21 protein-coding genes and 4 pseudogenes are annotated in these 21,352 nt (G+C 60.1%); 18 read left to right on the top strand and 7 right to left on the bottom strand.

Going from position 1 to position 21,352, the window contains the following annotated elements; translation table 11 throughout:
- The first annotated feature begins 8 nt into the window (after positions 1–8).
- Positions 9–296 (top strand): IS66 family insertion sequence element accessory protein TnpB, encoded by a 288-nt coding sequence (gene tnpB, locus XI06_RS15895; protein WP_442869449.1) that lies wholly within the window; start codon positions 9–11, stop codon positions 294–296.
- A 135-nt stretch (positions 297–431) separates the two neighbouring features.
- Here the strand turns inward: tnpB and XI06_RS15890 are convergent, their stop codons facing one another.
- On the bottom strand, positions 432–704 hold the full coding sequence (locus tag XI06_RS15890) for a DUF2285 domain-containing protein (RefSeq protein WP_271605830.1): 273 nt from the start codon (positions 702–704) through the stop codon (positions 432–434).
- A 215-nt stretch (positions 705–919) separates the two neighbouring features.
- On the opposite strand from XI06_RS15890, the gene XI06_RS15885 reads away from it, so the two are divergent.
- Positions 920–1,147, top strand: a complete 228-nt coding sequence (locus XI06_RS15885; protein WP_271605829.1) for a helix-turn-helix domain-containing protein — start codon at positions 920–922, stop codon at positions 1,145–1,147.
- Positions 1,148–2,309: 1,162 nt separating this feature from the next.
- Here XI06_RS15885 and XI06_RS43825 read toward each other — a convergent pair.
- Positions 2,310–2,657 carry a hypothetical protein gene (locus XI06_RS43825; protein ID WP_442869448.1) on the bottom strand — a complete coding sequence of 116 codons (348 nt, stop codon included), beginning with the start codon at positions 2,655–2,657 and terminating at the stop codon, positions 2,310–2,312.
- Between the two features lie 378 nt (positions 2,658–3,035).
- Between XI06_RS43825 and XI06_RS15875 the strand changes: the two genes are divergently transcribed.
- A complete protein-coding gene (locus XI06_RS15875; RefSeq protein ID WP_271605828.1) occupies positions 3,036–4,385 on the top strand; it encodes an IS701 family transposase in 1,350 nt (449 codons plus the stop codon).
- 59 nt (positions 4,386–4,444) lie between these two features.
- Here XI06_RS15875 and XI06_RS15870 read toward each other — a convergent pair whose 3' ends face one another.
- The gene (locus XI06_RS15870; RefSeq protein ID WP_237874443.1) at positions 4,445–5,737 is read right to left on the bottom strand and encodes a hypothetical protein; all 1,293 of its coding nucleotides are present in this window, start codon (positions 5,735–5,737) and stop codon (positions 4,445–4,447) included.
- Positions 5,738–7,173: 1,436 nt separating this feature from the next.
- Here XI06_RS15870 and XI06_RS43820 point away from each other — a divergent pair.
- The 6 genes and pseudogenes from XI06_RS43820 (at position 7,174) to XI06_RS15840 (ending at position 12,412) form a co-directional block, all read left to right on the top strand.
- On the top strand, positions 7,174–7,323 hold the full coding sequence (locus tag XI06_RS43820) for a hypothetical protein (protein WP_377808554.1): 150 nt from the start codon (positions 7,174–7,176) through the stop codon (positions 7,321–7,323).
- A 182-nt stretch (positions 7,324–7,505) separates the two neighbouring features.
- Positions 7,506–8,012: pseudogene (locus XI06_RS15860) on the top strand (hypothetical protein); the annotation flags it as partial.
- Between the two features lie 224 nt (positions 8,013–8,236).
- Positions 8,237–9,298 carry a DUF7146 domain-containing protein gene (locus XI06_RS15855; protein ID WP_237874331.1) on the top strand — a complete coding sequence of 354 codons (1,062 nt, stop codon included), beginning with the start codon at positions 8,237–8,239 and terminating at the stop codon, positions 9,296–9,298.
- A gap of 327 nt (positions 9,299–9,625) precedes the next feature.
- Entirely contained in the window at positions 9,626–10,549 is a 924-nt protein-coding gene (locus tag XI06_RS15850) for a DUF2493 domain-containing protein (protein WP_237874333.1), read from the top strand.
- 353 nt (positions 10,550–10,902) lie between these two features.
- On the top strand, positions 10,903–11,550 hold the full coding sequence (locus XI06_RS15845; protein WP_237874335.1) for a type IV toxin-antitoxin system AbiEi family antitoxin domain-containing protein: 648 nt from the start codon (positions 10,903–10,905) through the stop codon (positions 11,548–11,550).
- A gap of 37 nt (positions 11,551–11,587) precedes the next feature.
- A complete protein-coding gene (locus tag XI06_RS15840; protein WP_237874337.1) occupies positions 11,588–12,412 on the top strand; it encodes a nucleotidyl transferase AbiEii/AbiGii toxin family protein in 825 nt (274 codons plus the stop codon).
- Here XI06_RS15840 and XI06_RS15835 read toward each other — a convergent pair.
- Both XI06_RS15835 and XI06_RS15830 read right to left on the bottom strand, forming a co-directional pair.
- Complete coding sequence (locus tag XI06_RS15835; RefSeq protein WP_237874338.1) at positions 12,409–12,795, bottom strand: hypothetical protein; 387 nt, start codon at positions 12,793–12,795, stop codon at positions 12,409–12,411. The genes XI06_RS15840 and XI06_RS15835 overlap by 4 nt on opposite strands.
- Entirely contained in the window at positions 12,792–12,971 is a 180-nt protein-coding gene (locus XI06_RS15830) for a hypothetical protein (RefSeq protein ID WP_237874339.1), read from the bottom strand. Before XI06_RS15830 ends, XI06_RS15835 begins: the two co-directional genes overlap by 4 nt.
- A gap of 261 nt (positions 12,972–13,232) precedes the next feature.
- Here XI06_RS15830 and XI06_RS15825 point away from each other — a divergent pair, with 261 nt between their 5' ends.
- Together XI06_RS15825 and XI06_RS15820 are read left to right on the top strand one after the other, a co-directional pair.
- Positions 13,233–13,544 (top strand): DUF736 domain-containing protein, encoded by a 312-nt coding sequence (locus tag XI06_RS15825; protein WP_237874340.1) that lies wholly within the window; start codon positions 13,233–13,235, stop codon positions 13,542–13,544.
- Positions 13,545–13,910: 366 nt separating this feature from the next.
- Positions 13,911–15,105: pseudogene (locus XI06_RS15820) on the top strand (DUF932 domain-containing protein).
- Between the two features lie 144 nt (positions 15,106–15,249).
- Here the strand turns inward: XI06_RS15820 and XI06_RS15815 are convergent.
- Positions 15,250–15,477 (bottom strand): helix-turn-helix domain-containing protein, encoded by a 228-nt coding sequence (locus XI06_RS15815; RefSeq protein WP_237874341.1) that lies wholly within the window; start codon positions 15,475–15,477, stop codon positions 15,250–15,252.
- A 233-nt stretch (positions 15,478–15,710) separates the two neighbouring features.
- On the opposite strand from XI06_RS15815, the gene XI06_RS15810 reads away from it, so the two are divergent.
- The 5 genes and pseudogenes from XI06_RS15810 (at position 15,711) to XI06_RS15790 (ending at position 18,112) form a co-directional block, all read left to right on the top strand.
- Positions 15,711–15,980 carry a DUF2285 domain-containing protein gene (locus XI06_RS15810; RefSeq protein WP_237874342.1) on the top strand — a complete coding sequence of 90 codons (270 nt, stop codon included), beginning with the start codon at positions 15,711–15,713 and terminating at the stop codon, positions 15,978–15,980.
- A gap of 168 nt (positions 15,981–16,148) precedes the next feature.
- Positions 16,149–16,343, top strand: coding sequence for a transcriptional regulator domain-containing protein (locus XI06_RS15805; RefSeq protein ID WP_237874343.1), 195 nt, complete (start codon positions 16,149–16,151; stop codon positions 16,341–16,343).
- Between the two features lie 166 nt (positions 16,344–16,509).
- A complete protein-coding gene (locus XI06_RS15800) occupies positions 16,510–16,908 on the top strand; it encodes a DUF2285 domain-containing protein (RefSeq protein ID WP_333909337.1) in 399 nt (132 codons plus the stop codon).
- A 129-nt stretch (positions 16,909–17,037) separates the two neighbouring features.
- Complete coding sequence (locus tag XI06_RS15795; RefSeq protein WP_237874350.1) at positions 17,038–17,319, top strand: helix-turn-helix transcriptional regulator; 282 nt, start codon at positions 17,038–17,040, stop codon at positions 17,317–17,319.
- A pseudogene (locus XI06_RS15790) lies at positions 17,297–18,112 on the top strand (replication initiator protein A). Before XI06_RS15795 ends, XI06_RS15790 begins: the two are co-directional and overlap by 23 nt.
- Before the next feature lie 186 nt (positions 18,113–18,298).
- Here the strand turns inward: XI06_RS15790 and XI06_RS15785 are convergent.
- Positions 18,299–18,802, bottom strand: coding sequence for an IS110 family transposase (locus XI06_RS15785; RefSeq protein WP_237874346.1), 504 nt, complete (start codon positions 18,800–18,802; stop codon positions 18,299–18,301).
- 275 nt (positions 18,803–19,077) lie between these two features.
- Between XI06_RS15785 and XI06_RS43815 the strand changes: the two are divergent.
- Positions 19,078–19,455 (top strand): annotated as a pseudogene (locus XI06_RS43815) (DUF2840 domain-containing protein); the annotation flags it as partial.
- A 6-nt stretch (positions 19,456–19,461) separates the two neighbouring features.
- Positions 19,462–20,520 (top strand): IS110 family transposase, encoded by a 1,059-nt coding sequence (locus XI06_RS15780; RefSeq protein WP_442869452.1) that lies wholly within the window; start codon positions 19,462–19,464, stop codon positions 20,518–20,520.
- Positions 20,521–21,352: the final 832 nt, after the last annotated feature.

Raw genomic sequence — 21,352 nt, 5'->3', positions numbered from 1 at the left:
ATACTGACATGCGCAAGGGCCTGGATGGCCTCGCCGCGCTGGTTCAGGAGCACCTCAAGAAGTATCCATCCTCCGGCCACCTGTTTGCCTTTCGAGGTAAGAAAGCAAGCACGCTGAAGATCCTGGGGGACGGCAACGGGCTTTGCCTCTTCAGCAAACGGCTCGACCAGGGCAGCTTCATCTGGCCAAGAATGAGCGACCCCGGCGGCACGGTGATGCTGTCGCCGGCACAGCTTGCAATGCTGATCGAAGGCAAAATAGCGAATTTGCTTCGTCGAATTAGCGTGTCCAAGTAGAATCGATCATGCAGCTCGATCGCGACAATCTGCCGTCGGATACTGTGCTTCCGCATCGCCTAGTGCGTGACATTGCCTCGGTCATCGCGCATCGGAAAAGCGAGATTCAGCGTCTCTAGGCAATCATCAAGTCTTCTATTTTGAGCTTGCACCGCGAAGGAGGCGCCCCTCCTCAGTCACCCATTTGGCGCGGGCAAGATGACTCTGATATGCGCTACGCGCACGGTCTGGATCCCGCTCTGGGTCAATGTGCAAGACCACTCGAGCCACTTCGCGCCAGTTCGCTCCCTCACCCTCCGCCTGCAGAAGGCGAATGTAAGTGACGACGTGCTGCTCGTCATAGGCTGTCAGCGCCGGCTCATCGGGCGCATTATCCGCCACGTCTGGATTGAGGAATGGTCTGTGCATATCATACTCACTTTTGGAGCGCCAAGCAGCGCAATATGTGTGGTCGCAATCCAGACCTTCGCCAGCCCGGTAAATGTCGGACTTGCCTTGAATTCATTCATTTCCTGACGAGGATCGTTCGCGCATAGCGTCACCCCAAAAAAGATAGCACGTTTAAATACGAATAGGAACGATCATTCCTGGAACGATCGTTCCGCCTCAGTTCCCATGTCGCCATGGATCTCAAGGAGATCATGGCCGTCAACCTGCGTCGGAAACGCCACGATCTACAAATGACGCAGGAAGAGCTGGCCGAGCGCGCGGGCCTAAGTGCCCGTTATATCGGCGCGGTCGAGCGCGGCGACGTATCAGCAAGCGTTACCGTTCTCGGACAAATTGCTGAAGCATTGGGGATCGAGCCGGCAGACCTGCTCAAGCGGGCTGCGCGCCTGAGCAAATCATAGCCAGCTCAGGACGGCCGTGAAGAGGCCCACACGGGAATGGGCAAGCTCGCGAGCAATCCTAGTCGCGGTCGCGCCCCCGTTGTAACGTGGCTAGGTGGAGTAAAGCCGCCCGGACGCGCGCCCCCAATAGCGCCGTAGCGGGCGGGCGGCTTTGCGGTTCTCATCGGCAGTTCTCCGATAAGATCGGGGTGCGACACGCCAACGCAACCGAGAACCATCGATGACCGATTACATAATGAACCTGCGCAGCTCCTAGAGAAGACTTTGAAGCGGATCTGTTGCGCGACAGCCAGCGCGAGTTTCTCGGCATGGAGATCGGTCCGGCCAAGCCGTTCTGGACGGCGTTCCTGCGGTAGCGAGCTCGCCCGCCGCGGCCTGTACCCGGCGTCAAGCTGGTCGTCTCCGACGCCCACGAAGTCATCCAGGCCGCTGACCTTCGAGATGCTGAAAATGCCGACATCGCCCGCGAATGCTTGCGTAGCAACGCTGATTGTCGATGCGACTACGACGTGATGATCGCCAACAAACCCTGGGCGGTCGTTCAGAGAAGAGACGATCTATTGGGCGCCCCAGGTTCCTCCGTCAGTCGTTCAAAATTGCCGGCGCCATTACCTTCCGGTCAAATGGCGGCATCTCCGCGCCCGCTTGAACTCGGCTTCGGTAGGATTCCGTCGAGCGCTAGTCGAACTCGGGCATAACTTCGCTTCCATTGCACGCGATCATCAGAGCTTGCGGCGCAATAGTTCTGATCGATTTGGTTATAGGAAGTCCCCATTTGATCACCACGTGGTGCCGCAAGGGCACCGCGGGCTCAACCGGAGAAAGTATTTCCCGGCCTTTATGTGGATGGATATCTTCTAGTTAGTGCCTTTGGGCGGTCAGCGCTAGGGCAATAGCGTTGTTCAAACCTCGATCGAGCTGCGGCGGCCTTCCGAAGAGCTGCTTTGAGCTTTGCGACGGCCATTTTCGATTGAATTGCGAATAAGGCAGCAAGTAGCGGAGCTGGGCGCACCCGCATTGCGGCCGACCTCGGCGCGCATGTGTGCCGCGCGATTCTCCATCCCACGATGTCGCGGGGGCCTGAGTGTTGGCACGAGAACTTGCGTCGCGTAAGTCTCGAACGCCGGGCCGTCCATTGGACCATCGAGGACCATCGTCGCAGTCATGCCGGTCGCTCTGAGCGCGCCGACGAAGGTCGTCGTTTTGCAATGGCTATGCCGGAGCGTTGCGATACAGCGCTGGCCGAACGGCGAATGGCCATAGCGCCGGGCCATCTTGGCTCGTCGATGAACACCAACAGGTGATGCCGATCTGAGGCGAATGCCTTCCACGCCGTCGCGTTCAGCTGCGACATCCGGTCGATTCTGCTCGCTAGCGTGCAAATTTTTGAACGTGGTTTTGCGGCAATCGAAGAATCGTCAGAATACGCTCGGCGCGAAACGCTCACCGTGAGCTTTAAGAGATAGTCAGCGATCTCGGCCAGCATCATGTCAACCGTAGCCTTCACCAAGGAAAGGATCTCCGCAGCATGATTCACAATCCGAGCTGAATGTTGGTCTCAGCCCTGTGCTGACGACTCACAGCCGCCGGCGCTCCGCCACGCTAACCACTTCGATCGCTGTCGATAACGCTACGGCGAACCAGCCGACGGCGCCCCGACAGCTCACGCCTTCCTCCTCTTCCAAAGTCCGAACGCTGCAAAAGTTGAGATTCGACGAGGGCAGCCCAACCAGGGGGACTGGCTTTTATCGCCAGCCCCAAGGGTGAATCATAATTTGCCTCGCAAAGGTGTCCCTCCTGATTCTGCAAGGTCGAAAAATGCTCTAGCACTACTTTGGCAGATTGTTGATTTCACCGCGATTTATAGGATTCCCGAATCAATTTTTCAATGATTCATGGGTGGTCGGCTCTTGGAGGGCTGACCATGCCGGGATGGGAAGACGAACTCGAACGCTGGCTGATGCCGTTCTTGGACCGGCTTGGTCATAAGACCCGACAGCGGATGTGTCCTCTATATGTTGCGGGATTGATCGGTCCTGGCGATCGCAAGAGCGTTCAGCCGATGGCGGAACGCCTTGCCACGAGCAACTACGACCAGTTGCACCATTTCATTGCGGACGGTGTCTGGGACGCGACGCCGCTGGAGACAGAGCTGCTCAACCAGGCGGACCGACTTGTCGGCGGCAGCGATGCGGTGCTGGTTATTGATGACACCTCACTGCCGAAGAAGGGTGAGCGCTCGGTCGGTGTTGCGGCTCAATACGCGTCGGCTCTCGGTAAAACGGCAAATTGCCAAACGCTGGTGTCTTTAACGCTTGCGCGCGGCGAAGTGCCAGTGATGGTCGCGTTACGTCTCTTTTTGCCTGACAGTTGGACAAGCGACATGTCTCGTTTGAAGCGCGCTCGCGTGCCAGTCGAACACCGAACGCCACGGTCCAAGCCGGAAATTGCTTTGGCCGAGATTGACCGCGCGATGGCAGCCAACGTGCGCTTTGGATGTGTGCTGGCGGATGCAGGATACGGCCTCAGCGCACCGTTTCGACAAGGGCTAACAGAGCGCGGGCTGACTTGGGCTGTCGGTATCCCTCGGCACCAGAAGGTGTATCCGATCGACGTGAAGCTCATCTGGCCGATCACCAAAGTCCGTGGCAAACCACGAAAGCACCACGTGCCCGATATCTTATCGATTGCGGCAGAACAAATGCTGGCCAGCGCCAAATGGAAAACCGTGAGTTGGCGTAGCGGGACGAAAGGTCGGCTCAAAGCCCGATTTGCTGCTCTCCGTGTCCGGACCGCCGACGGCCCTCCGCAGCGGATATGGGATAAAGGTCAGCAGCATCTCCCAGGCGACGAAGCCTGGCTCATTGGCGAGCAACGCGCCTCGGGAGAGAAGAAATACTATCTCGCCAATCTTCCGGCGATGACGGATCTGCGCACGCTGGCCGCCACCATCAAGGCACGGTGGATTTGTGAGCAGGCGCATCAACAGTTGAAGGAGGAACTTGGACTTGATCACTTCGAAGGGCGATCATGGCAAGGTCTTCATCGCCACGCCCTTATGACCATGATTGCCTACGCCTTCCTGCAACATCGTCGCCTCGCAAACGCGGGGCGGAAAAAAAAGAATCAACGGGCCTCCGCCTCAACCAACCATGCCCGCCGTACGTCACGCCATCGTCGATCTCATCCTTCGGCCGCCGCCCCAGCAGTGCCCATATTGCCGAAAGCAAATCCTTGAAAAACAGCGGCGAAAACACATTCTGCCAAAGTAGTGCTAATGTGGCAGAAGGCTACCCCTTACCTCGTTCTGGCCACGAGCGGATCGTCCAAGAGAGTTGTTCCAGAGCGCTGCGAGCGACGCTTTTTAGAGGCCGTAATCAGCTGTTTCCTGGTGCGCTTGGCATAAGTTGGCAATTGATACTTTGAGCGATGGCGGCCGGCGGTGCGCAACTCAGCGTCCGTGAGGTCGCTGTCGGCGCCTTCGGTAAAGCCGCCGTGACGAAATGATGTGAAGGAAAGCTCGTCGCGAAGCCCCGCTGCGGAGATGATCTTCTTGACCACGAAGCGGAGATAACGAAGATCTTTGCGTTGGGTAATCCATGGGAGCTGAATGTTCGATCTTCGATGGGGATGATCGCGCCGGAAAGCCAATCCGGAAGTCCCCCTTTCTTTGATAGCGTCGAGTTCTGTCATTAATTCGGGGAAAAGCGGCACTCCACTTTCGTCGAAGAGAGGCCACCATGCTTCTTCGCCATTCTTTGGATGTACAATTCTCACACTATCTGGTCGTCCCTCCGGGCGATAGTGCGCTATTTCGAAGGCTCCGAACACATGTTCTTCGCGCTGTAGCCACTCCCAGCTGAGCAGCGCGGCTGTCCCGATCGAGTGAAAGCCGAGCTTCTTGGCTGCGCGCCTAAACGCGACAAGCTCGTCCCAGTTAGCAGTGGGCGTTTCCCGCGCTGGTTGGCCAGGGGCTCGAGACTTTAGACCCATTCGGGAGAATGGGTTCATTTCGGGGACCTTTGCCTCGTGGGCGCGCTGCCCAACAAACCAAGCGCGCCTGCAAGCCGTCATGGCCGCATTTGCGAAGCGCCGACGTTCGCGCTTGACAGTGTTGCCGTCCGCTTCCTTGCGTTCTACGACCAGCAACTTCGCATAGACGGCGTCGACAAATCCTCTGGTGAAGGTTGAAATCTGTTTCGAGCCCGCCCGACTGCCATCCTTCAGCTCGTGGTTAGCAAAGAGTGCCAATCCTTGATCGTAGAGTCGTTGCGTTTTGTGATCGACTTCTTTCCACTTCTGGTGCGTTTTGAAAATCCATACGAGCCAATCGAAAGTGCCAGATACAGGCGAAGCCGGAGACATGTCGGTTAGGCCCCCGGAACGCCAGCTGTCAAAAGCGGGTAACAGGACATTCTTGACTCGGTCTTGAGCCACCGCAAGATCCTCGCCGAGGGCTTCGGATGCGATGGTGCAGCCTTGGTTTCGCGCCCAGGTGGGCGGCTCGAAAAAGTACGCCCAGCCGCCACGTTTCAATGCCTTTCGCCGACAGTAACGGGGAAGTATCGATGTGGTGTGAGGCATCTTCATACGAGCGAGGCCAAGTCTTGTCCGTCTGAATTATCCGTGATCGTGGTCCCGTGCGGTGAGGCAAAGTGATCAATGGCCGCTCTCGACCAAACTGGCTGTCGTGAGCGACCAGTTCCATGATAACAGCTCGGGCGAGGCGCTTCCCCACGGGCGACTGCGCGTGCAAGTTCGGCTGTGTCGCGGTAATCTAAATAGGCTGCGACCATATCCGCCCGCATAACTGCGGGCCATGTGCCGACTGGTGGGTAACGAGCAGGAAGTGCAAGGCGGGACGCCATTAGTCTCCATCCGATCATATAAATCGCTACCGTCTAAGCGTTCATGATTCTTCGCAATCGTCGCTCGCTGGTGCATGCGTAATGATGCGCAATTATCTGTCTCGGTGTGCGCCACGCCAGGCTCGACTAGCTCTAGCCAACAAACTGCTCGAATCCGAACCCGAAAATTGACTGAGAAACAAGGGACGACGATAGCTGGTGCGGCAATCGGCTGGCCTGGAGCGAAATTGGGTTGGAATGTACGAGCGGCTAGATCGGACCGGTGAAGCGCTCGGAACCAAGCGGCGAAAGCGGACACTTAGCTTGAGAGCTGCTGGGGAAAGTATGATCGAAATCGACCGCAAGACAGCTCAACAGGTGGTCATCTGCTCTGATTTCTCTTCGGCGGGGTGGTGTGTGCCCACTGGTCGAGAGGCACCTGACTCCCTTTAGCAATGAGGCCTTATTCCGACAATCTGTCGTTAAACTCGCCCGGAAAGCCGGGTTAGGAGCTCCAATTGTCGGAATGGCAAGCACATCCGAATCCGACGGCAGACCGCGTCGCTGCGTAGGTGAGCTAGCCTGTGATCTGTCGCGGTTGCGAGGAAAATTCAGTTCCGCCTCTTCCGTTTGAGCGCGTGCGGCGTTCGCCGCAGCGGGCTCTCGTGAACCGAGCCGCTTTGCGTCTCGGCCATCCGGCGTTGATCCCTCGCGCAAGGACTCGCGGAGCTCTTCGCCGGGGGCACTCGGAAAAGGGGCCCGCCTGCGGCGATCGCTATCACTGCCCCGTTCCCGGGTGCCCTTTTAACCGGTCTCATCGTCGCACTCGGACCCGCGTGCCCCTTCGGGGCGCTATGCTCACGCTCTCCGGGTGCATTGTTTCAAGGTGATGCGCCGATGGCGCACACCTGATCTGGCCGCGGCCTGAGGCCTCTCAAGGCCAACTCTCACGAAGAATCGGGCGGAGGGCAGGCGCGTCGCATTTTCCGGACGCTCTCGCTTATAAGTTGAGTGTAAGAGTGTCGTGCAGGTATTGCCGGATGGGCTATGGGCTGCAGGAGAGGCTCGCGAGTCCTTGTGCGGGAAGCAAGAGGCGAATCTTCCGCGCAACTGACCGACCGCTTGAAAAAGGCCTACATGGCCAAGGAGGCCGAGCGTCTTCTCGATAGCGCAGGCTGATTGCCGGGGCCGCTGCGTCTCGTCGATCGCAACGCGGCGCCGGTGGAGCAGAAGGGCGAAGCGGGCCCGCTGCCCGAATTCCGCGCCGACGATGAGGATCGGGAGAACGCCGGCGACTATGGCCCGCAACAGCTCGACGCGGCTGAGTGACAGAGCGACGGATGGCTCCTGCCGTCTCGCAGTTGCTTGGGGGCCAGTGTGTAGCGCCGGTCTCCATGTTTATGGGCGAGCGCTGAGAGAGAGAGTTGGGCCGGGAGAGTTTTGAATCGCCCTGGTCTTAAGGAGAGCGCTGGGCGGTTCGACCCGTTCCTGCTCTCCCGAGAAATCCCGTCATGACTGAATCTCTCGCAGGCGGCGCTGTCGCCGCACCGCTCTCAATGCGTGCCGCTCCCACCCTCACCTCTGCCGCCCTCAAGGCCGCCCGACAGATCTTGACTGATCTCGAACGCGGCTGTCGCATCGATGCCGCCGTCCTGCGCCGCGCTGTGGAAGCGGCTTTCGGCGCCTCGGACGCGGCCGGCGCATGGAGCCGGAAGACCGCCTATGACATCTGCGAGGCGGTGGTCGATCATCATCTCGACGCAAACGTCGCGCCAAGCGTCGTTCTGATGAACCTGCCGTTCTCCGCGGTGGCTAATGTCGATCGACGGACGGCGGATGCCGCTCTTCGGCACATTGCCCCCTCACTCGCGCGTCTTTGCGACGGTGGGCGCCTTGTCGCCATCGCTGGCGTGCGTTTTGTTCCGGATAACCCGGCGTGGCACGAGGCCTTTGTTCGCCTCCAAGAGCGGGGACGGGTCGTGTTTTCTGCCGCGATCGACGGCGCCGTCTACGCCAAGGGGCTCCATCTTCGCCGCATCCGGATGATGGGCGCATACCGCATCGAGCTATCGGAATTCGTCGACGCGATGCGCGATCGCCTCCGCGCTAACGGCCTCTTTGGAGAGATCATATCCTGGAAGCTGCTGATGTTCGTGGCCACGGATGCAAGCTGCGTCAGGATATCAACAAGGGTGCTCGACATCTATCCGGTCGCGCGCGTCAGTGAGCGGGAGGCCGCGTGATGTCTCGCAGGGCTTCCGAATTGGCACGCCGTCTCGCGCGCGAGGCGGAGGCGGTATGTCGACACTATCTCTCCCACGGCAAGCGGGCGGGGCGGTACTGGGTGGTCGGCGATGTTCACAACAACCCGGGCCGCTCGATGTTCGTACGGCTCCAGGAATCGTCGAAGGGACCCGCAGGCAAATGGACCGATGCTGCGACCGGTGAACATGGCGACCTCCTCGACATCATCCGCGAAAGCCTCGCCTTGCGCGACTTCCGCGAGGCAGCCGAGGAGGCGAGGCGCTTCCTGAAGCTGCCGCGTATCGAGCAACAAACGGCTCCCAAGCCCGTTCCTTCGATGGCGCCCGCTGGATCGCGCCAAGCCGCCCGCCGGCTTTTTGCGATATCTAGCCCGATCGAGGATACGGTGGTCGAAACGTATTTGCAGTGTCGAGGAATAACCCTTGTCCACCATAGTGGCAGCCTGCGCTTCCACCCTCGTTGCTACTATCGGCCGGACGAGCATTCGGCGATCGAGACGTGGCCGGCGATCATTGCTCGCGTTACGGACCTTGAGGGGCGGATCACCGGAGCGCACCGAACCTGGCTCGATCCAGACGGCTTTGATCGTATTCGTCTCGGCAAGGCTCCGATCGACACACCACGACGGGCCATGGGCGAGCTGCTCGGCAACGCCGTTCGTTTCGGCGTCGTGGACGACGTGCTCGTTGCCGGCGAGGGTATCGAGACCGTGCTTTCATTGCGTTATGTGCTGCCAACTCTGCCCATGGCCGCGGCGCTCTCGGCCAACCACCTCTCAGCCATGTTGCTGCCGTCTAGTCTGCGTCGGCTCTATATCGCCCGCGACGCCGATGCCGCCGGAGATGCCGCGCAGGCTGCTCTCACCAAGCGAGCGGAATACGCCGGCGTTGAAGCAATCGCGTTGTCGCCCCGGCTGGGCGATTTCAACGAAGACCTGCACATCTTCGGTCTCGAGACTCTCCGGGCAGCGTTGCGGCCTCAACTCGCACCAGAGGACGTCGACCGCTTCCTGCATGCGTCGACGGTCGCCTTAGAATAGGCGGTACTTCGATCGACGTTGATAGATCGGTCATAAGGTGGCCATTGCCGGAAGGGGACGCGACCTCGGCCTTCTAGAGGGCGATCGGTCGGCAACCGGACCGGGCCGGCAATGGCTACCCCCGGCTATTTTCCGCCGCGCGCCCGCAATGAGCAGATGCAATGGCTATCAACCGGCGCGCTTTGCATCGCGAAGCAAAATAGCCGGCCTCCGCCATCCTCCGCTGTCGCTTCGGCCCTTGCAGGTTCTAGCCCGCTCCGCCCGCCGTTTGAGTGATCGCCACGAAGGCCGCGATGGGCGCGGCCGATCCGGCAAAGGATCCCTCCAATGACCGACCACGACGACATGGAATCACAGCGCGCCGCTTCTCCAACTGACCACGTCCTCACCGAACTGCAGCTCTTCGGCTACCGCCCCTTCGACGACCAGCCTGACCCACGACCGCTTCCCGAGGGCAAGATGATCGTTGGCGCCGTTGCCGATGTCTTCGACGCCCTGGTTGCGACACTGAGCGACACGCGGCTCGAGCCGGACCTAGGCGATCTACTCTGGTCGACGGTCAACCTGTTCCATCGCGGAGTCGACCGTATCGAACGCCAACTCGACGATAACGAACAGGCGCAGCAGAAGAGCCAGCGCGAGCAGAACGGTTCCGAAATACGGTCGGTCGAACTCGAACGCCTGACGGCCGAAGGCATCACGCTCATCGAGCGCCGCAACTGCCTGGAGCTCTTCCGCGACACGGCCATAGAACGCTTCGAGATGCACACCGGATCGTGCTGGCGCCCTCGATCAGGATCGCTAGTGAACCACCACACGCTGACTGCCGCGATGATCGACTCTCGCGACTTTATCGCAGCCAAGCGCCGCGCCGAGGCCGAGGTCTTGTTACCGTCAGGACCGAAGATCGCACTCACCGGCGGGCTCGACTTCAATGACCACCACCTCATCTGGGACCGCCTGGACAAGGTTCACGTCAAGCATCCCGACATGGTCCTGCTCCATGGCGGCTCGCCCAAAGGCGCCGAACTGATCGCCTCCAAATGGGCGACCAGCCGCAAGGTGCCACAGATCGCCTTCAAACCTGACTGGATCAAACATGCCAAGGCAGCCCCCTTCAAGCGCAACGATGCCATGCTCGAACTTCTGCCGATCGGCGTCATGCACTTCCCGGGCACGGGAATCCAGGACAACCTTGCGGACAAGGCGAAGCGGCTCGGCATTCCCGTCTGGAGGTTCGGTGGCGCGTGAGCGCTGCCTCCTCGGATATTTTGAGTCTCTTCTGGAGCGAATAGAAGTAGCCAGGGGGCGCTTACTAGCGGCCGATGACTTATGCAAATTCCGAGTGCTACGTGGTCAGGGACACCAATGGTGTGACGTGATTGTTGTTTGTGCCGTGGGGGCCACAAGACCGGCGCAACGCCATCTCAAATTTTGATGCCTGGTCCAGTTACTTGGAAAGCGCACCATGCAATCCTCAGCGAGCGATTCGGATATTCATGACGGGAGCCGATATATTATTGATTTCAGCGCCTTATCTGAAGTGTGATCCAATTACTTGCCAAAAACTTGACGTTTGCAAGGTTTTGTATCATATGAGTTCCATGAAAAAGGAACCGCAGCGTCAGGAGGATAGGGCGATCTCGCTTCTCCAGAAGAGGGGCATGATGCGGCTTTCAGAGTTCCTCGAAGAAGGGATTACGGCCGCAACCATTTCCCGAATGGAGCAAAGGGCAGCGGTCAATCAACTCAGTCGGGGGCTTTATCAACTCCCTGATGCGCTGCTGGACGCCAATCACTCACTCGCCGTTGCCGCCAAGCTCATTCCCAACGGCGTCATCTGCTACGGCTCCGCGCTCGCTTTTCATGAACTAACTGACCATGTCCCTCCCTATGTGTGGATGGCGATCGGCCCGCGCGACTGGCGACCCAAGATCTCGCGCCCCCGCATTGAGATCGTGCGTTTTGGCCCCAAGGAGTTCGATAAGGGCATTGAGCGTCACATCATCGAAGGCGTCTCGGTACCGATCTACGTGCCGGCCAAGTCGATTGTTGATCTCTTCAAGAGCGGCCAACGTCCGAGAGCTTTCCACAAGGCGCCAGCAGGCCTTGCGCAAGCCACGCAAGCGATGAAAGACGCGCTTAGGCAACGCAAGGCGACACCTTCCGAAATCGCAAAGTATGCAGTCGAGGCTGGCATATGGAAAAAAGTCGTTCAGCCGCGCCTTGAGACGCTGACCATTGATGCGTAAACCGCCGTAGAATGTCGGAGCTTCCGTTCGCGCCCGCTTGCTGAATCTCTCGAAGGAGCGCAACGAGCCATTTGACCTCCTGCTTACGCAATATGCGCTTGAGCGGCTGCTCTATCGGCTCAGCATCAGCAAGTACAAGGATAAGTTCGTTCTCAAAGGCGCAATGCTATTACGTCACTGGCTCGATGATCCACATCGGCCAACGCGCGACCTGGACCTGCTTGGTTTCGGCGAGAGTGATCCGCAGACCGCGCTTGGCTATTTCAAGGCAATTGGTTCTATCTGCGCTGACGATGGAGTCACGTTCGATACCGGAACGCTTGAGGTCGACGCGGTTCGCGACGATTCAGGATATAGCGGGCTCCGCCTGAAATGCTACGCGACGATTGATGGCGCGCGCGTGCGCATCCTCGTCGATATCGGCTATGGCGACGCGACCGAGCCCGGCCTCAATGAAATCGAACTTCTGCCGTTGCTCGATCAACCGGCCCCCAAACTTCGAGCCTATTCGCCGGAGACTGTCATCGCTGAGAAATTCCAAGCGATGGTCCATCTTGGCTTCGCCAATACGCGATTGAAGGACTTTTATGATATCTGGGTGCTCTCCCGTACATACGAGTTCAAGGACGGCCGTTTCGCACGTGCGATATGCGCGACTTTCGACCGTAGGAAGACACAGATTCCTTCTGAGCGGCCTGACGCTCTCAGCGAGACGTTCGCGAGCGATCCGACCAAGATCCAGCAATGGATTGCCTTCATCCAGGACGTCGCGGTCGATCCCGGTCCTCTAAATGGCGTCATCGTGACGCTCGCGACTTTTCTAATGCATCACGCAGAAAAAGCGCGAAACTTGAAAGACTAGGAGCTGCCATGGTCGGCAGGACCACCATCGTCGGCCTTAACGGCAAGCCCCCTCAAGACTGCTTTCCACCACTGGTGGCCTCGCGCCTGTCCGGACTCTAAAGACAAGGATGGCAAGGTCACGCGCTTGTCCTGAGATGGGATGATCCTGCGGGCGTCGCCAAAGCGGTTCGACGCAATCACCAATGGCCACCACGTCAAACTAAATGGCTCGTCGGCAGGATCGATCGAGCCGCTCTTCGATGATGCCGATAGCGCCTTGCCGTCGCTGGCTGTGAAGTTGGAAAGCCCGTCGTACGTCGATGGCAAGAGCAATGTGGCGATAAGCGGATTACACCGCATGAGATAACTGCCGTCGATCGCAAGCTGATCGACGAAGGTCACTTCAGTTGCATTCCCGCACCTGGCACGCGGAAATGCGACGGACGGCGCTGGCGTTTGCCAAGATGCGTCTTTCTTGCCGTTGTTGCGCAGGCGCCAGCAGCTGTTCGATCGACTGAGGCATGTCCTTGTGCTGCGTCGGTTCGGCCCGCCATGGTGATCTCCGTCAGTTCGTTCATGGGGCGCGTCCAACGCAACCTCGAATGGGCTGATCAGGTCCGAGGGTCGGCAAGCGCCTCGATCGCCTTCCCGCAACGGCTGCGCCTGCTTTTTTCCCCTGCCGCGAAGTGGCGTCATTCCTCGCGGAAGACAAAAAAGCAGGCTATCGCCGTCCTCCGCTGTCGCTGCGGGCCTGGAGGCTGCGGGCCGATCGCTCCCCGGGCCAAGGATCACCATCGAGGCTGCGATAGGCGCGGCCCGAGCAACAAACGGAGACCACAATGGCTACCATCGGCACCTTCACCGCTTCGGACAACGGCTACATCGGCTCGATCAAGACGCTGACGCTGAACATCAAGGCAAGGTTTGCCGCATCCGAGAAGGACAACGACAAGGCGCCCGACTACCGCATCTTCGCCGGTGTGATCGAGTTCGGCGCCGCCTGGAAAAAGATCGCTCGCGAAACCGATCGCGAATACCTCTCGGTCAAACTCGATGATCCGAGCTTCCCGGCGCCGATCTACGCGTCGCTGGTGAAAGTCGAGGGCGACGAGGGTTTCACCCTGATCTGGTCCCGCCGCAACGGCGATTGATCCATCCGGATCATCTGCCCCGCCTCTCCGGAGGCGGGGCTTTTTGCGTTTTTTGCTGCTTTGCACGGAAGTAGGAAGAGCATTGTTTTTGGAAATGAATCGCTAAGGGCTCCGCCCTCGCGCCGGCAAGGGTGAAGCACGCTGCGCGTGCCGGCCGGACCGTATCCCCGGTCTTCCGCGCCAGGGATGTTCACGACGACCAAAGTCGTCAGCGCGCGTACAGACGCGCGCTTATCAAGCGCCCTTATCAGGCGGGTGATCCCCCTCCGCGTCCTGCCGCCCTTGCCCTTGCTACCCCAGGTCTCGCCGACGGGCAGGGTTGCAGCGCAGCGCTGCGCTTCAACCTCAGCCCATAGGAGAACGACCATGAACATGATGAATTTATCGCAAGGCCAGCAGTCTGCTTCTGGCGGCTATCGCGTCGATGTAGCACGCGGCCAGCGGATTGGCCGTGTATCGTCGGAATGGTTCTCGCGGCCGGATGACGAACGTTATTTGAACCTGCCTGACCTCTATGACGCCGTGCGCGGCCGCGCCGAGCCCGCGCAGGCGCGGACGGTGGAAAGCCGGGCTATCCGGGTAGCGGCCAACAGTAACAAGTCCGAGCGACGGGACTTAAGGGTACCTGGCCGTGACGAACCGGTTGCGCCAATCCATTGGACCTTTGGCCAATTGCGCACGCTGGTCGGCGCGCCGACCTCCTATCTGCGGCAATTTCCTGCGGCTCTGTCAGGCATCAACCTGCAACATGGCTTGCTTTCGCACCGCTGAGCTCGTGAAGACCTTGGAGTCCGATAACGGGCGGGTTGAGCTTCGCGCCGTCACCGGCCCGGACTATGGTCGCATCTGGGACCATGAGCTTGTCGCCGCCGTAATGAAGATCGCCGGCAACGGCACCGGAGACACGCGTTGGAAGGTGCCGGGCGTGCTGGATTGGTCCACGATGACCCACAATCCCTTTGTGGACGTGACCAAGGACACGACGACGCTTTACGCCAGCGACCACGACGTATTCCTGTTTCTGGTCGATGACACAAATCCAATCGAGGCGGGGCGCTTAGCGGATGGATCGCCGGACTTGTATTTTCGGGGATTTTACTGCTGGAACAGCGAAGTGGGTAGCAAGACGCTTGGTATTGCGAGTTTCTACCTTCGCGCCGTCTGCATGAACCGCAATCTGTGGGGCGTGGAGAACTTCGAGCAAATCACAATCCGGCATTCGAAATTCGCGGCACAACCTTTTGCGCATGAGGCGACCCCTACGCTGACGAGCCTCGCAAATTCATCGCCCGCGCCATTCGTGGCTGGGATCAGGGCGGCTCGGGAGCGGATCGTTGCCCGGACCGACGAGGACCGGGAGACCTTCCTCCGCAAAGGCGGGTTTTCCAAATCCGAGACGGCGAAAATCATCGAAACCGTTTTGGGCGAAGAAGATCGCAAACCGGAAAGCATCTTTGATTTCGTGCAGGGCATCACCGCTTTTGCTCGCGGTAAGGCTCATCAGGACACGCGGCTTGAGCTGGAAAGCAAGGCAAAACGCTTGATGGAGCGTGCAATCTGACACTGTGAGCCGCGCAATCGGGAACGGTCGTGCGGCTTAGCTCAATGCCTGATGCGCCGCCGCCGATCCGGCTTGCCGGATCGGCGGCGGCGACGCGTATCCGCGTCCGGCGCTCGCCGGGCCTCCGGCCCGGCTCGCGAAAGGTCAAGATCGAACCTTGGACACTTTCTCCTCAAGTAGATCTGCAGGCCGAACCTCCAACGCTTGGGCGATCTGCCAGACGGTGAGCAATGTCGCGTTTTGCAGCCCTCGCTCCATGCTGCTTACAAAGGCCCGATCGACGCCCATGCGTTCTGCCACGGCCTCTTGGCTCAAGCCAAGGGCTAGTCGAAATCGACGCGCGTTCGCTCCAAAGGCCTTGCGAATATCCATCCGTAGGATAGGAGGCAATCGCGTATTTTGGCGCTACGTGTTATAATACGCGGAGCTCGGATGCTGAGCGTCACGGACGGAGGGTTTCGATTGCCTGAAATGTGGGAAACGCGGCTTCTTGAACGCTCGGCCGGGCAGGTGGCATGCCATATGCTACGACAGGGAACTGTTCGAGCCGAGAAGGCTCACGCCCGGCGATATGATTTTCGATCCCGCGTATATTGTAGTCACTGATGTCGACGCCACCGCTTGATCCTGACGTCGCGGATGTCGCGCCGAACGAGCCGGCGCTGACGGCCTATGACGAACAGCATGTCGTCACGTACATTCGCCTTCTGCAGGCGGAGGGTCAGGGGGCGGACTGGCGGGAGGTCGCTCGAATCGTCTTACACGTCGATCCGGAGCGAGAGCCGGAACGTGCGCGGACGGCATATGAGAGTCATCTTGCACGCGCCAAATGGGTGACCGAGCAGGGGCGTCTTTTGCGCGGCGCCGGCTCATAATAGAAGAAAATCGTCGCCTAGAGACCTGCAGCCAAAACTATTTTCTCCCGCTGACTGGTGGTCATTCTCATGCACCACGTGGTGCCAAACTAGGGGCTTCCTACAACCGCCTCGTTCATAACTATTGCGCCGCAATCCTTGTTAGCTGCGTGCAATGGGACGGAAGCAATGCCTGAATTCGACTGGCGATCGCCGGATTCGTCCAAGGGCCTGGGGAACGCTGAGATCACTCACATCGCCTGGGAAGGCCTTCGTATGAACGTTGACTACCAATGGGATTACGAAACGATGATTGCGAACAGCCCAAACGGCGAAGTGACCGAGGAATTCAGGAGGAGGTGGGGCATCTGCTTTCGCCCATGACCCGCAAAGGTCCTCCAAAGAACAGGCGATCTTTTGGACGCCTGAGGTTCTAGCATCCGTCGTTCCAGTGGCAACCGCCCCGGCTGATTCTAGCAAGTCAGCGTCTCAGCCACTTCTCGACTTTACAGCCGGACAGGTGTGCCGCGCCGTCGACGGCTGGCACGCGGTGCTGCGCGTCGGCTCGGTCGAGCATCGCATCTGGTCGAAACAGCCCTTGAACGCAGGCGCTCACTATGTAGCCGAGTTGCGCTTAGACCGCGACTTCGAGGCGCGCGCGCACGCTGCTACCCGGCTGTGGCGCGCGATGAATGGACGCGTTCCAGGACCCGCCTTTCATCGGTTGTTTAAACAGCGGCGCGAACGATTACGCGCGGCCGCCGCGTACCACGCCGGCGCGGCCTATCGCAGTATCGCAGCGGCTCTGTTCGGGCAAAAGCGCATACCGGATCGCGCCTGGAAAACGCACGATCTGCGCAGCCGAACCATCCGTCTCGTACAATGCGGCCTCGAGTTTGTGCGCGGAGGCTATCGCAAACTTCTGCGGCCCAAACGCAGGGACGAGTAGCGCCGTCCAGGGGGGCGAATATCGCCCCCTCAATATTCGGCATACCCCTCGGAGAACCTGCTTCTCCATGATGACCGCTCACGCGCTGGCGCCGCCGTGCGTGGTGCGCTGTCATCCTGGAGTTCTCAAATACCCGATCCGATGGCCGGTCTACCCCCGCGATTCCTGCGTACACCTGAGGCCGCGCGTTACCTTGGCCTCTCCGGTCGCACGCTGGAGAAGCACCGCACCTACGGCACCGGACCAACATATCGGAAGATTGGCGGACGTGTCGTCTACGCCGTCGATGACCTGAAAGCGTGTGCCGACCGCGGCGCCAAGACGTCGACATCGGATCCCGGCAAGGGGACCGTGCTGCCCGCCAAGAAGCATCCGGCCCTGCGTCCCTATGCAGGCCAGGAACGTCGCTGATCGCCGCGTGAAAGCAGTGACTATGCGGCGCAAACACCATTCCGAGCGCGACCAGCTTGAGCTCTTTCGAGCGCAACCCGGCGATCTTGCACTCCGCGACGCGCAGGATCTGATGGCATATCCGTTCTTCTCACTCGCAAACACCAAGCGGATCGTGCCGATCGACTTTCGTGCAGGTGCGATCTCAATTCGTGTCGAATCCGTGCCGGAACACGGCATGGCAACCATCTGGGATGCAGACGTTCTGATTTGGGCTGCATCCCAGATCGTCGAAGCACGCGACGCTGGCTTGAAGACGTCGCGCCTGATGGCTGCAACGCCTTATGAGATTCTAACGTTTGTCGGCCGTGGCACCAGCGAGGAACTATGACCGGCTGAAAGCCGGTCTCGACGACTTCAGTCAACGACCGTGTTGACGTCGATCCGCCAGCCGGCAGAACGGCGGCGGCATCGCTTCTCCTGGATCAACGAGTGGAAGGAGACGGCCGATGCAAATGGCCGCCCACTTGGGCTGGAGCTGATTCTGCCGGATTGGTTCTACGCTGGCGTCATCGATGAAGCGCTCGTGCTGACGATCGATCGCGCCTATTTCGATCTAACGGGCGGACTCGAGCGGTGGCTCTACCGGCTCGTACACAAGCACGGTGGACGCCAGGACGGCGGCTGGAGCTTTGATCTTCTGCCTCCATGCCAAGTCCGGCATCCTCTCGCCGCTCAAGCATATTGCCTACGACGTACTTCAGATCGTTCAGCGCCAGACATCGCCCGGCTATCAGCTCGTGCTCACGCGTGATTCGAACGGCAGCGAGCGACTGAACTTCGCGCTAAAGCTGGTTGATCCCTTAACGGCACGCTTGCGCCGGCGCGGTCTCATTCCAAATTCGAAGGACAACCTGCGAATCAGCTCGTGCTATCGAGGACCGCAACCCTCGTGCTATCGGGGACCCGATCCTCGTGCTATCGGGGACCGGAATCGAGCTTAAGAGCTTGTTTCTCCGCGGTTTCCAGCCGCTCTAACTTTGAGGCCAAACGGGCGCAACAGGCCGCGGATCATGTTCTCCATATCCAGCACCTTACCGAGCAGCGCCTTGCGTCCGACCGGCAGCGCCCGCAGCGTCTGCGCGCCCTCCGATTTGACATGGACCGCACGGAACCAGCCGGTTCGCATCATTTGCGCGATGCCCTTGGCGTCGTTGCGATCGGTCTTGTTCAGCATCGCGTTCAGTGCCGCCTTGGCATGCCGGGTCTCAATGCAGGTCACAGGGAGGCCCTTTTCGGCGAGCGCCGTGAACAGCCAGGCCGAGTAGGAGAACGCCTCCAGCCCGACGCGCTTGAGGTGAATGCCCCATTCCGCCAAAAACAGCTCGATCGCGTCCGGATCGGTGTCGAGTTTCACCTCCCGGATGATCTTGCCGTCGCCGTCCACCACGCAAATGTTGGTCGCCTCCAGCGACACGTCGAGCCCTGCATAGAAGTCCATCATGCGCCTCCACCGCCGACCGCCGGACCGCACCGCGCGTCCCGTTCGCGAATCGTTGTGAGGCATTCTCGCCGCAGCGCGGCCGGCGAGGGGACACGAGTCAGTACCCCGGCTAACAAGAAATCCTTCGGATTTCTTCTAACGGACCGGGCCGAAAACCTCGTTGAAGCTGACTCGCAGCCGAAGGCCACCAGTCCTGTTCGGCTTTGCAAGCCGCACCCGCTCTTCGCCGAGCCCCAAACTCACGGCTGCCAACTCCAGCGTCTGGGAGCCGCGGCATGAGTGATCTCACGGAAGTGGAAGTGCTGTGGCTCGACAAGCGTATCGACAACCGGATTCGGTTCGGTCGTATCGTCAAGGAACGGAATCTTGATCGTCATCGGCGTGTCCTGTCATTTGCGCCCGGCAGCATCTTTGCCTTCGTCCGATGGACCTCCAACGACTTTGGCACGATCATTTCGCGGATCGATATCTTGCGCGCGGTCGCATCGGGACAGCGCTGCTCGACCGTCCCTTATGTGACACCCCGCGGAGAGATTTTGCTGCGCCTGTCGGGCTGGCCGAAGGTTGAGCGTGTGCTGCAAATGACTGATGCCGTTGAGGCACTCGGCATCGAGCCAGCTGATGTCGCGCCTGATCATTGGCATCGTGTTCATAACCGCCTGGACGAGACGGCCGTGTGCGTGGTGGATGACAAGGGCCAGGTGGCGCTGGAGGTTGCAGTGGTGACCGATCCGGAAACGATCAAGGCGGCGCTTGCGCCGTATCTTGGCCGCTTGCGGCGGCTCGGTCACGAGGCGGGCTCGCTGTCGCCCTGGCTGCATCCGGAGCTGTTGAAGCTCGGCCTGCCGGCGGTGTGCTTGGAAACCTTGCACGTGCGTGCGGCGCTGAAGGCGCAGCGCAACAAGACCGACCGGGCGGACGCGCTCGGGATTGCCCACATCATGCGCACCGGCTGGTTCAGAAAGGCGCATATCAAGAGCGAGGCCTGCTACCGGCTGCGGCTGTTGTTGACGCACCGGCGCAATCTGAAGCGCAAGTTTCTGGACCTGGAGAACGCGATCCGGCATTCGCTGAAAGTGTTTGGCATCCGGCTGAACCGGGTCGGGCGCGGCGGTTTTGCGCAAGCCGTACGCGAGGCGGTGGCGCACGATGCGTTGGTCAGCGAGCTGATCGATGCCATGTTGAATGCGCGCGCCGCGTTGTGGAAGGAGTACTGCCGGCTGCACGATCTGGTGGTTCGCCTGGTCGCCGGCCATGAGCTGTGCCGGCGCTTCATGCAGATTCCCGGTGTCGGCCCGATCGCGGCCCTGAGCTTCATGACCGCGGTCGACGATCCCTCCCGCTTCAAGCGCTCGCGCGACGTGGCGGCGTATTTTGGCCTGACCTCGCGGCGCTGGCAGTCCGGCTCCTCGATCGACGTCAAGGGCCGGATCAGCAAGGCGGGCGATGGCGACGTGCGGCGGGCGCTGTACGAGGCGGCGAGCGCGTTGCTGACCCGCTACAAGAAAAAGGACAAGGTCAAGGCGTGGGGGCTGGCGCTGGCCAAGCGCTCGTCGCACCGCAAGGCGACGGTGGCGGTGGCGCGCAAGCTCGCTGTGATCATGCACGCGATGTGGACCGGCGGTACGTTCTATTGCGGTGATCCGGACGCCTCGGCGGCGGAGATGCGCGATGACGCAGCCGCCAAGCAGCGCAAATTGCTCGGGGCTTACGCATGAGGCGCGTGATCCTTCAACCTGGCAGCAACGCCGCGGCGAACGCCGCGACCTGAACACGGAGCTCCGCGGTGAGCGGATGAGGACTGGTGCAGCACAAATACGACGGAACGCACGTTATCTTGCCTGCGACGATGCATCTTCGGATGCCGACCGATCGCGCCGGATTGCCTGTGATGTGGCTCCGTCACACCGATGGAAAGATGCGCCGCGACGGCGTCCGCGCTGCCCTGCTGCAGCGAGTTTGTGCCGTCGCTGAGCGCGCAAGACTGCACGGCGCATCAGGACTCATGAGCATCGCGGCGCATCGTGTCATGGCGTGGATCAGAGAGGCTTGTCGCAGACGAGAAAGGAAGCGAGAATGGCTGAGAAGAGAGAGACGACACGACCGATTAAGACGGCGAGATAAAAGGGCCTCGCCGGTCGAACCGCAAGCCATTGGCATGGCTTGGGTTCTGGCGTGCCGGTCGGTCAGGGCGCGTGCCGCGCCTTGCATTTTGACCAGTGGAATCAATGGCGTTTTCGGCACCATGTGCACTTTTGATCGTCGGGAGGCCCTTCCGTGAGCGTGGGCGACAGCGATCTGCGTATTCGGCCTGGGCGCATCCGCAGTACCCGCGCGCCGAGAAAAAAGAGCTTCATCAACCAGGTGCTGCGGGCGGCGAAGAGGGCAGGACACACCTCGGGTCTGGCTGTGGCGGGCAGGCGCTCGGCGGCTCATGGGCGCTCGACGTTTGGTCGCGGCCGGCTGTCGTTTAGAGCGGTTCACGGATTTATTGAATCGGAAGGGATTCCGGATCTGGGGCGAATATGATTCAAGATGCTGGCTGGGCTG

This window comes from Bradyrhizobium sp. CCBAU 11434 (assembly GCF_028128895.1).
Lineage (GTDB): Bacteria > Pseudomonadota > Alphaproteobacteria > Rhizobiales > Xanthobacteraceae > Bradyrhizobium > Bradyrhizobium zhengyangense.
Note: the sequence above shows the minus strand (reverse complement) of the source record. Positions and strands in the feature narration are given on the sequence as shown.

Coding starts and splice junctions, on each gene's coding strand:
- tnpB (WP_442869449.1), top strand. CDS start 9: ATGCGCAAGGGCCTGGATGGCCTCGCCGCGCTGGTTCAGGAGCACCTC.
- XI06_RS15890 (WP_271605830.1), bottom strand. CDS start 704: ATGCACAGACCATTCCTCAATCCAGACGTGGCGGATAATGCGCCCGAT.
- XI06_RS15885 (WP_271605829.1), top strand. CDS start 920: ATGGATCTCAAGGAGATCATGGCCGTCAACCTGCGTCGGAAACGCCAC.
- XI06_RS15875 (WP_271605828.1), top strand. CDS start 3,036: ATGATTCATGGGTGGTCGGCTCTTGGAGGGCTGACCATGCCGGGATGG.
- XI06_RS15870 (WP_237874443.1), bottom strand. CDS start 5,737: ATGAAGATGCCTCACACCACATCGATACTTCCCCGTTACTGTCGGCGA.
- XI06_RS15855 (WP_237874331.1), top strand. CDS start 8,237: ATGTCTCGCAGGGCTTCCGAATTGGCACGCCGTCTCGCGCGCGAGGCG.
- XI06_RS15850 (WP_237874333.1), top strand. CDS start 9,626: ATGACCGACCACGACGACATGGAATCACAGCGCGCCGCTTCTCCAACT.
- XI06_RS15845 (WP_237874335.1), top strand. CDS start 10,903: ATGAAAAAGGAACCGCAGCGTCAGGAGGATAGGGCGATCTCGCTTCTC.
- XI06_RS15830 (WP_237874339.1), bottom strand. CDS start 12,971: ATGAACGAACTGACGGAGATCACCATGGCGGGCCGAACCGACGCAGCA.
- XI06_RS15825 (WP_237874340.1), top strand. CDS start 13,233: ATGGCTACCATCGGCACCTTCACCGCTTCGGACAACGGCTACATCGGC.
- XI06_RS15815 (WP_237874341.1), bottom strand. CDS start 15,477: ATGGATATTCGCAAGGCCTTTGGAGCGAACGCGCGTCGATTTCGACTA.
- XI06_RS15810 (WP_237874342.1), top strand. CDS start 15,711: ATGTCGACGCCACCGCTTGATCCTGACGTCGCGGATGTCGCGCCGAAC.
- XI06_RS15805 (WP_237874343.1), top strand. CDS start 16,149: ATGCCTGAATTCGACTGGCGATCGCCGGATTCGTCCAAGGGCCTGGGG.
- XI06_RS15785 (WP_237874346.1), bottom strand. CDS start 18,802: ATGATGGACTTCTATGCAGGGCTCGACGTGTCGCTGGAGGCGACCAAC.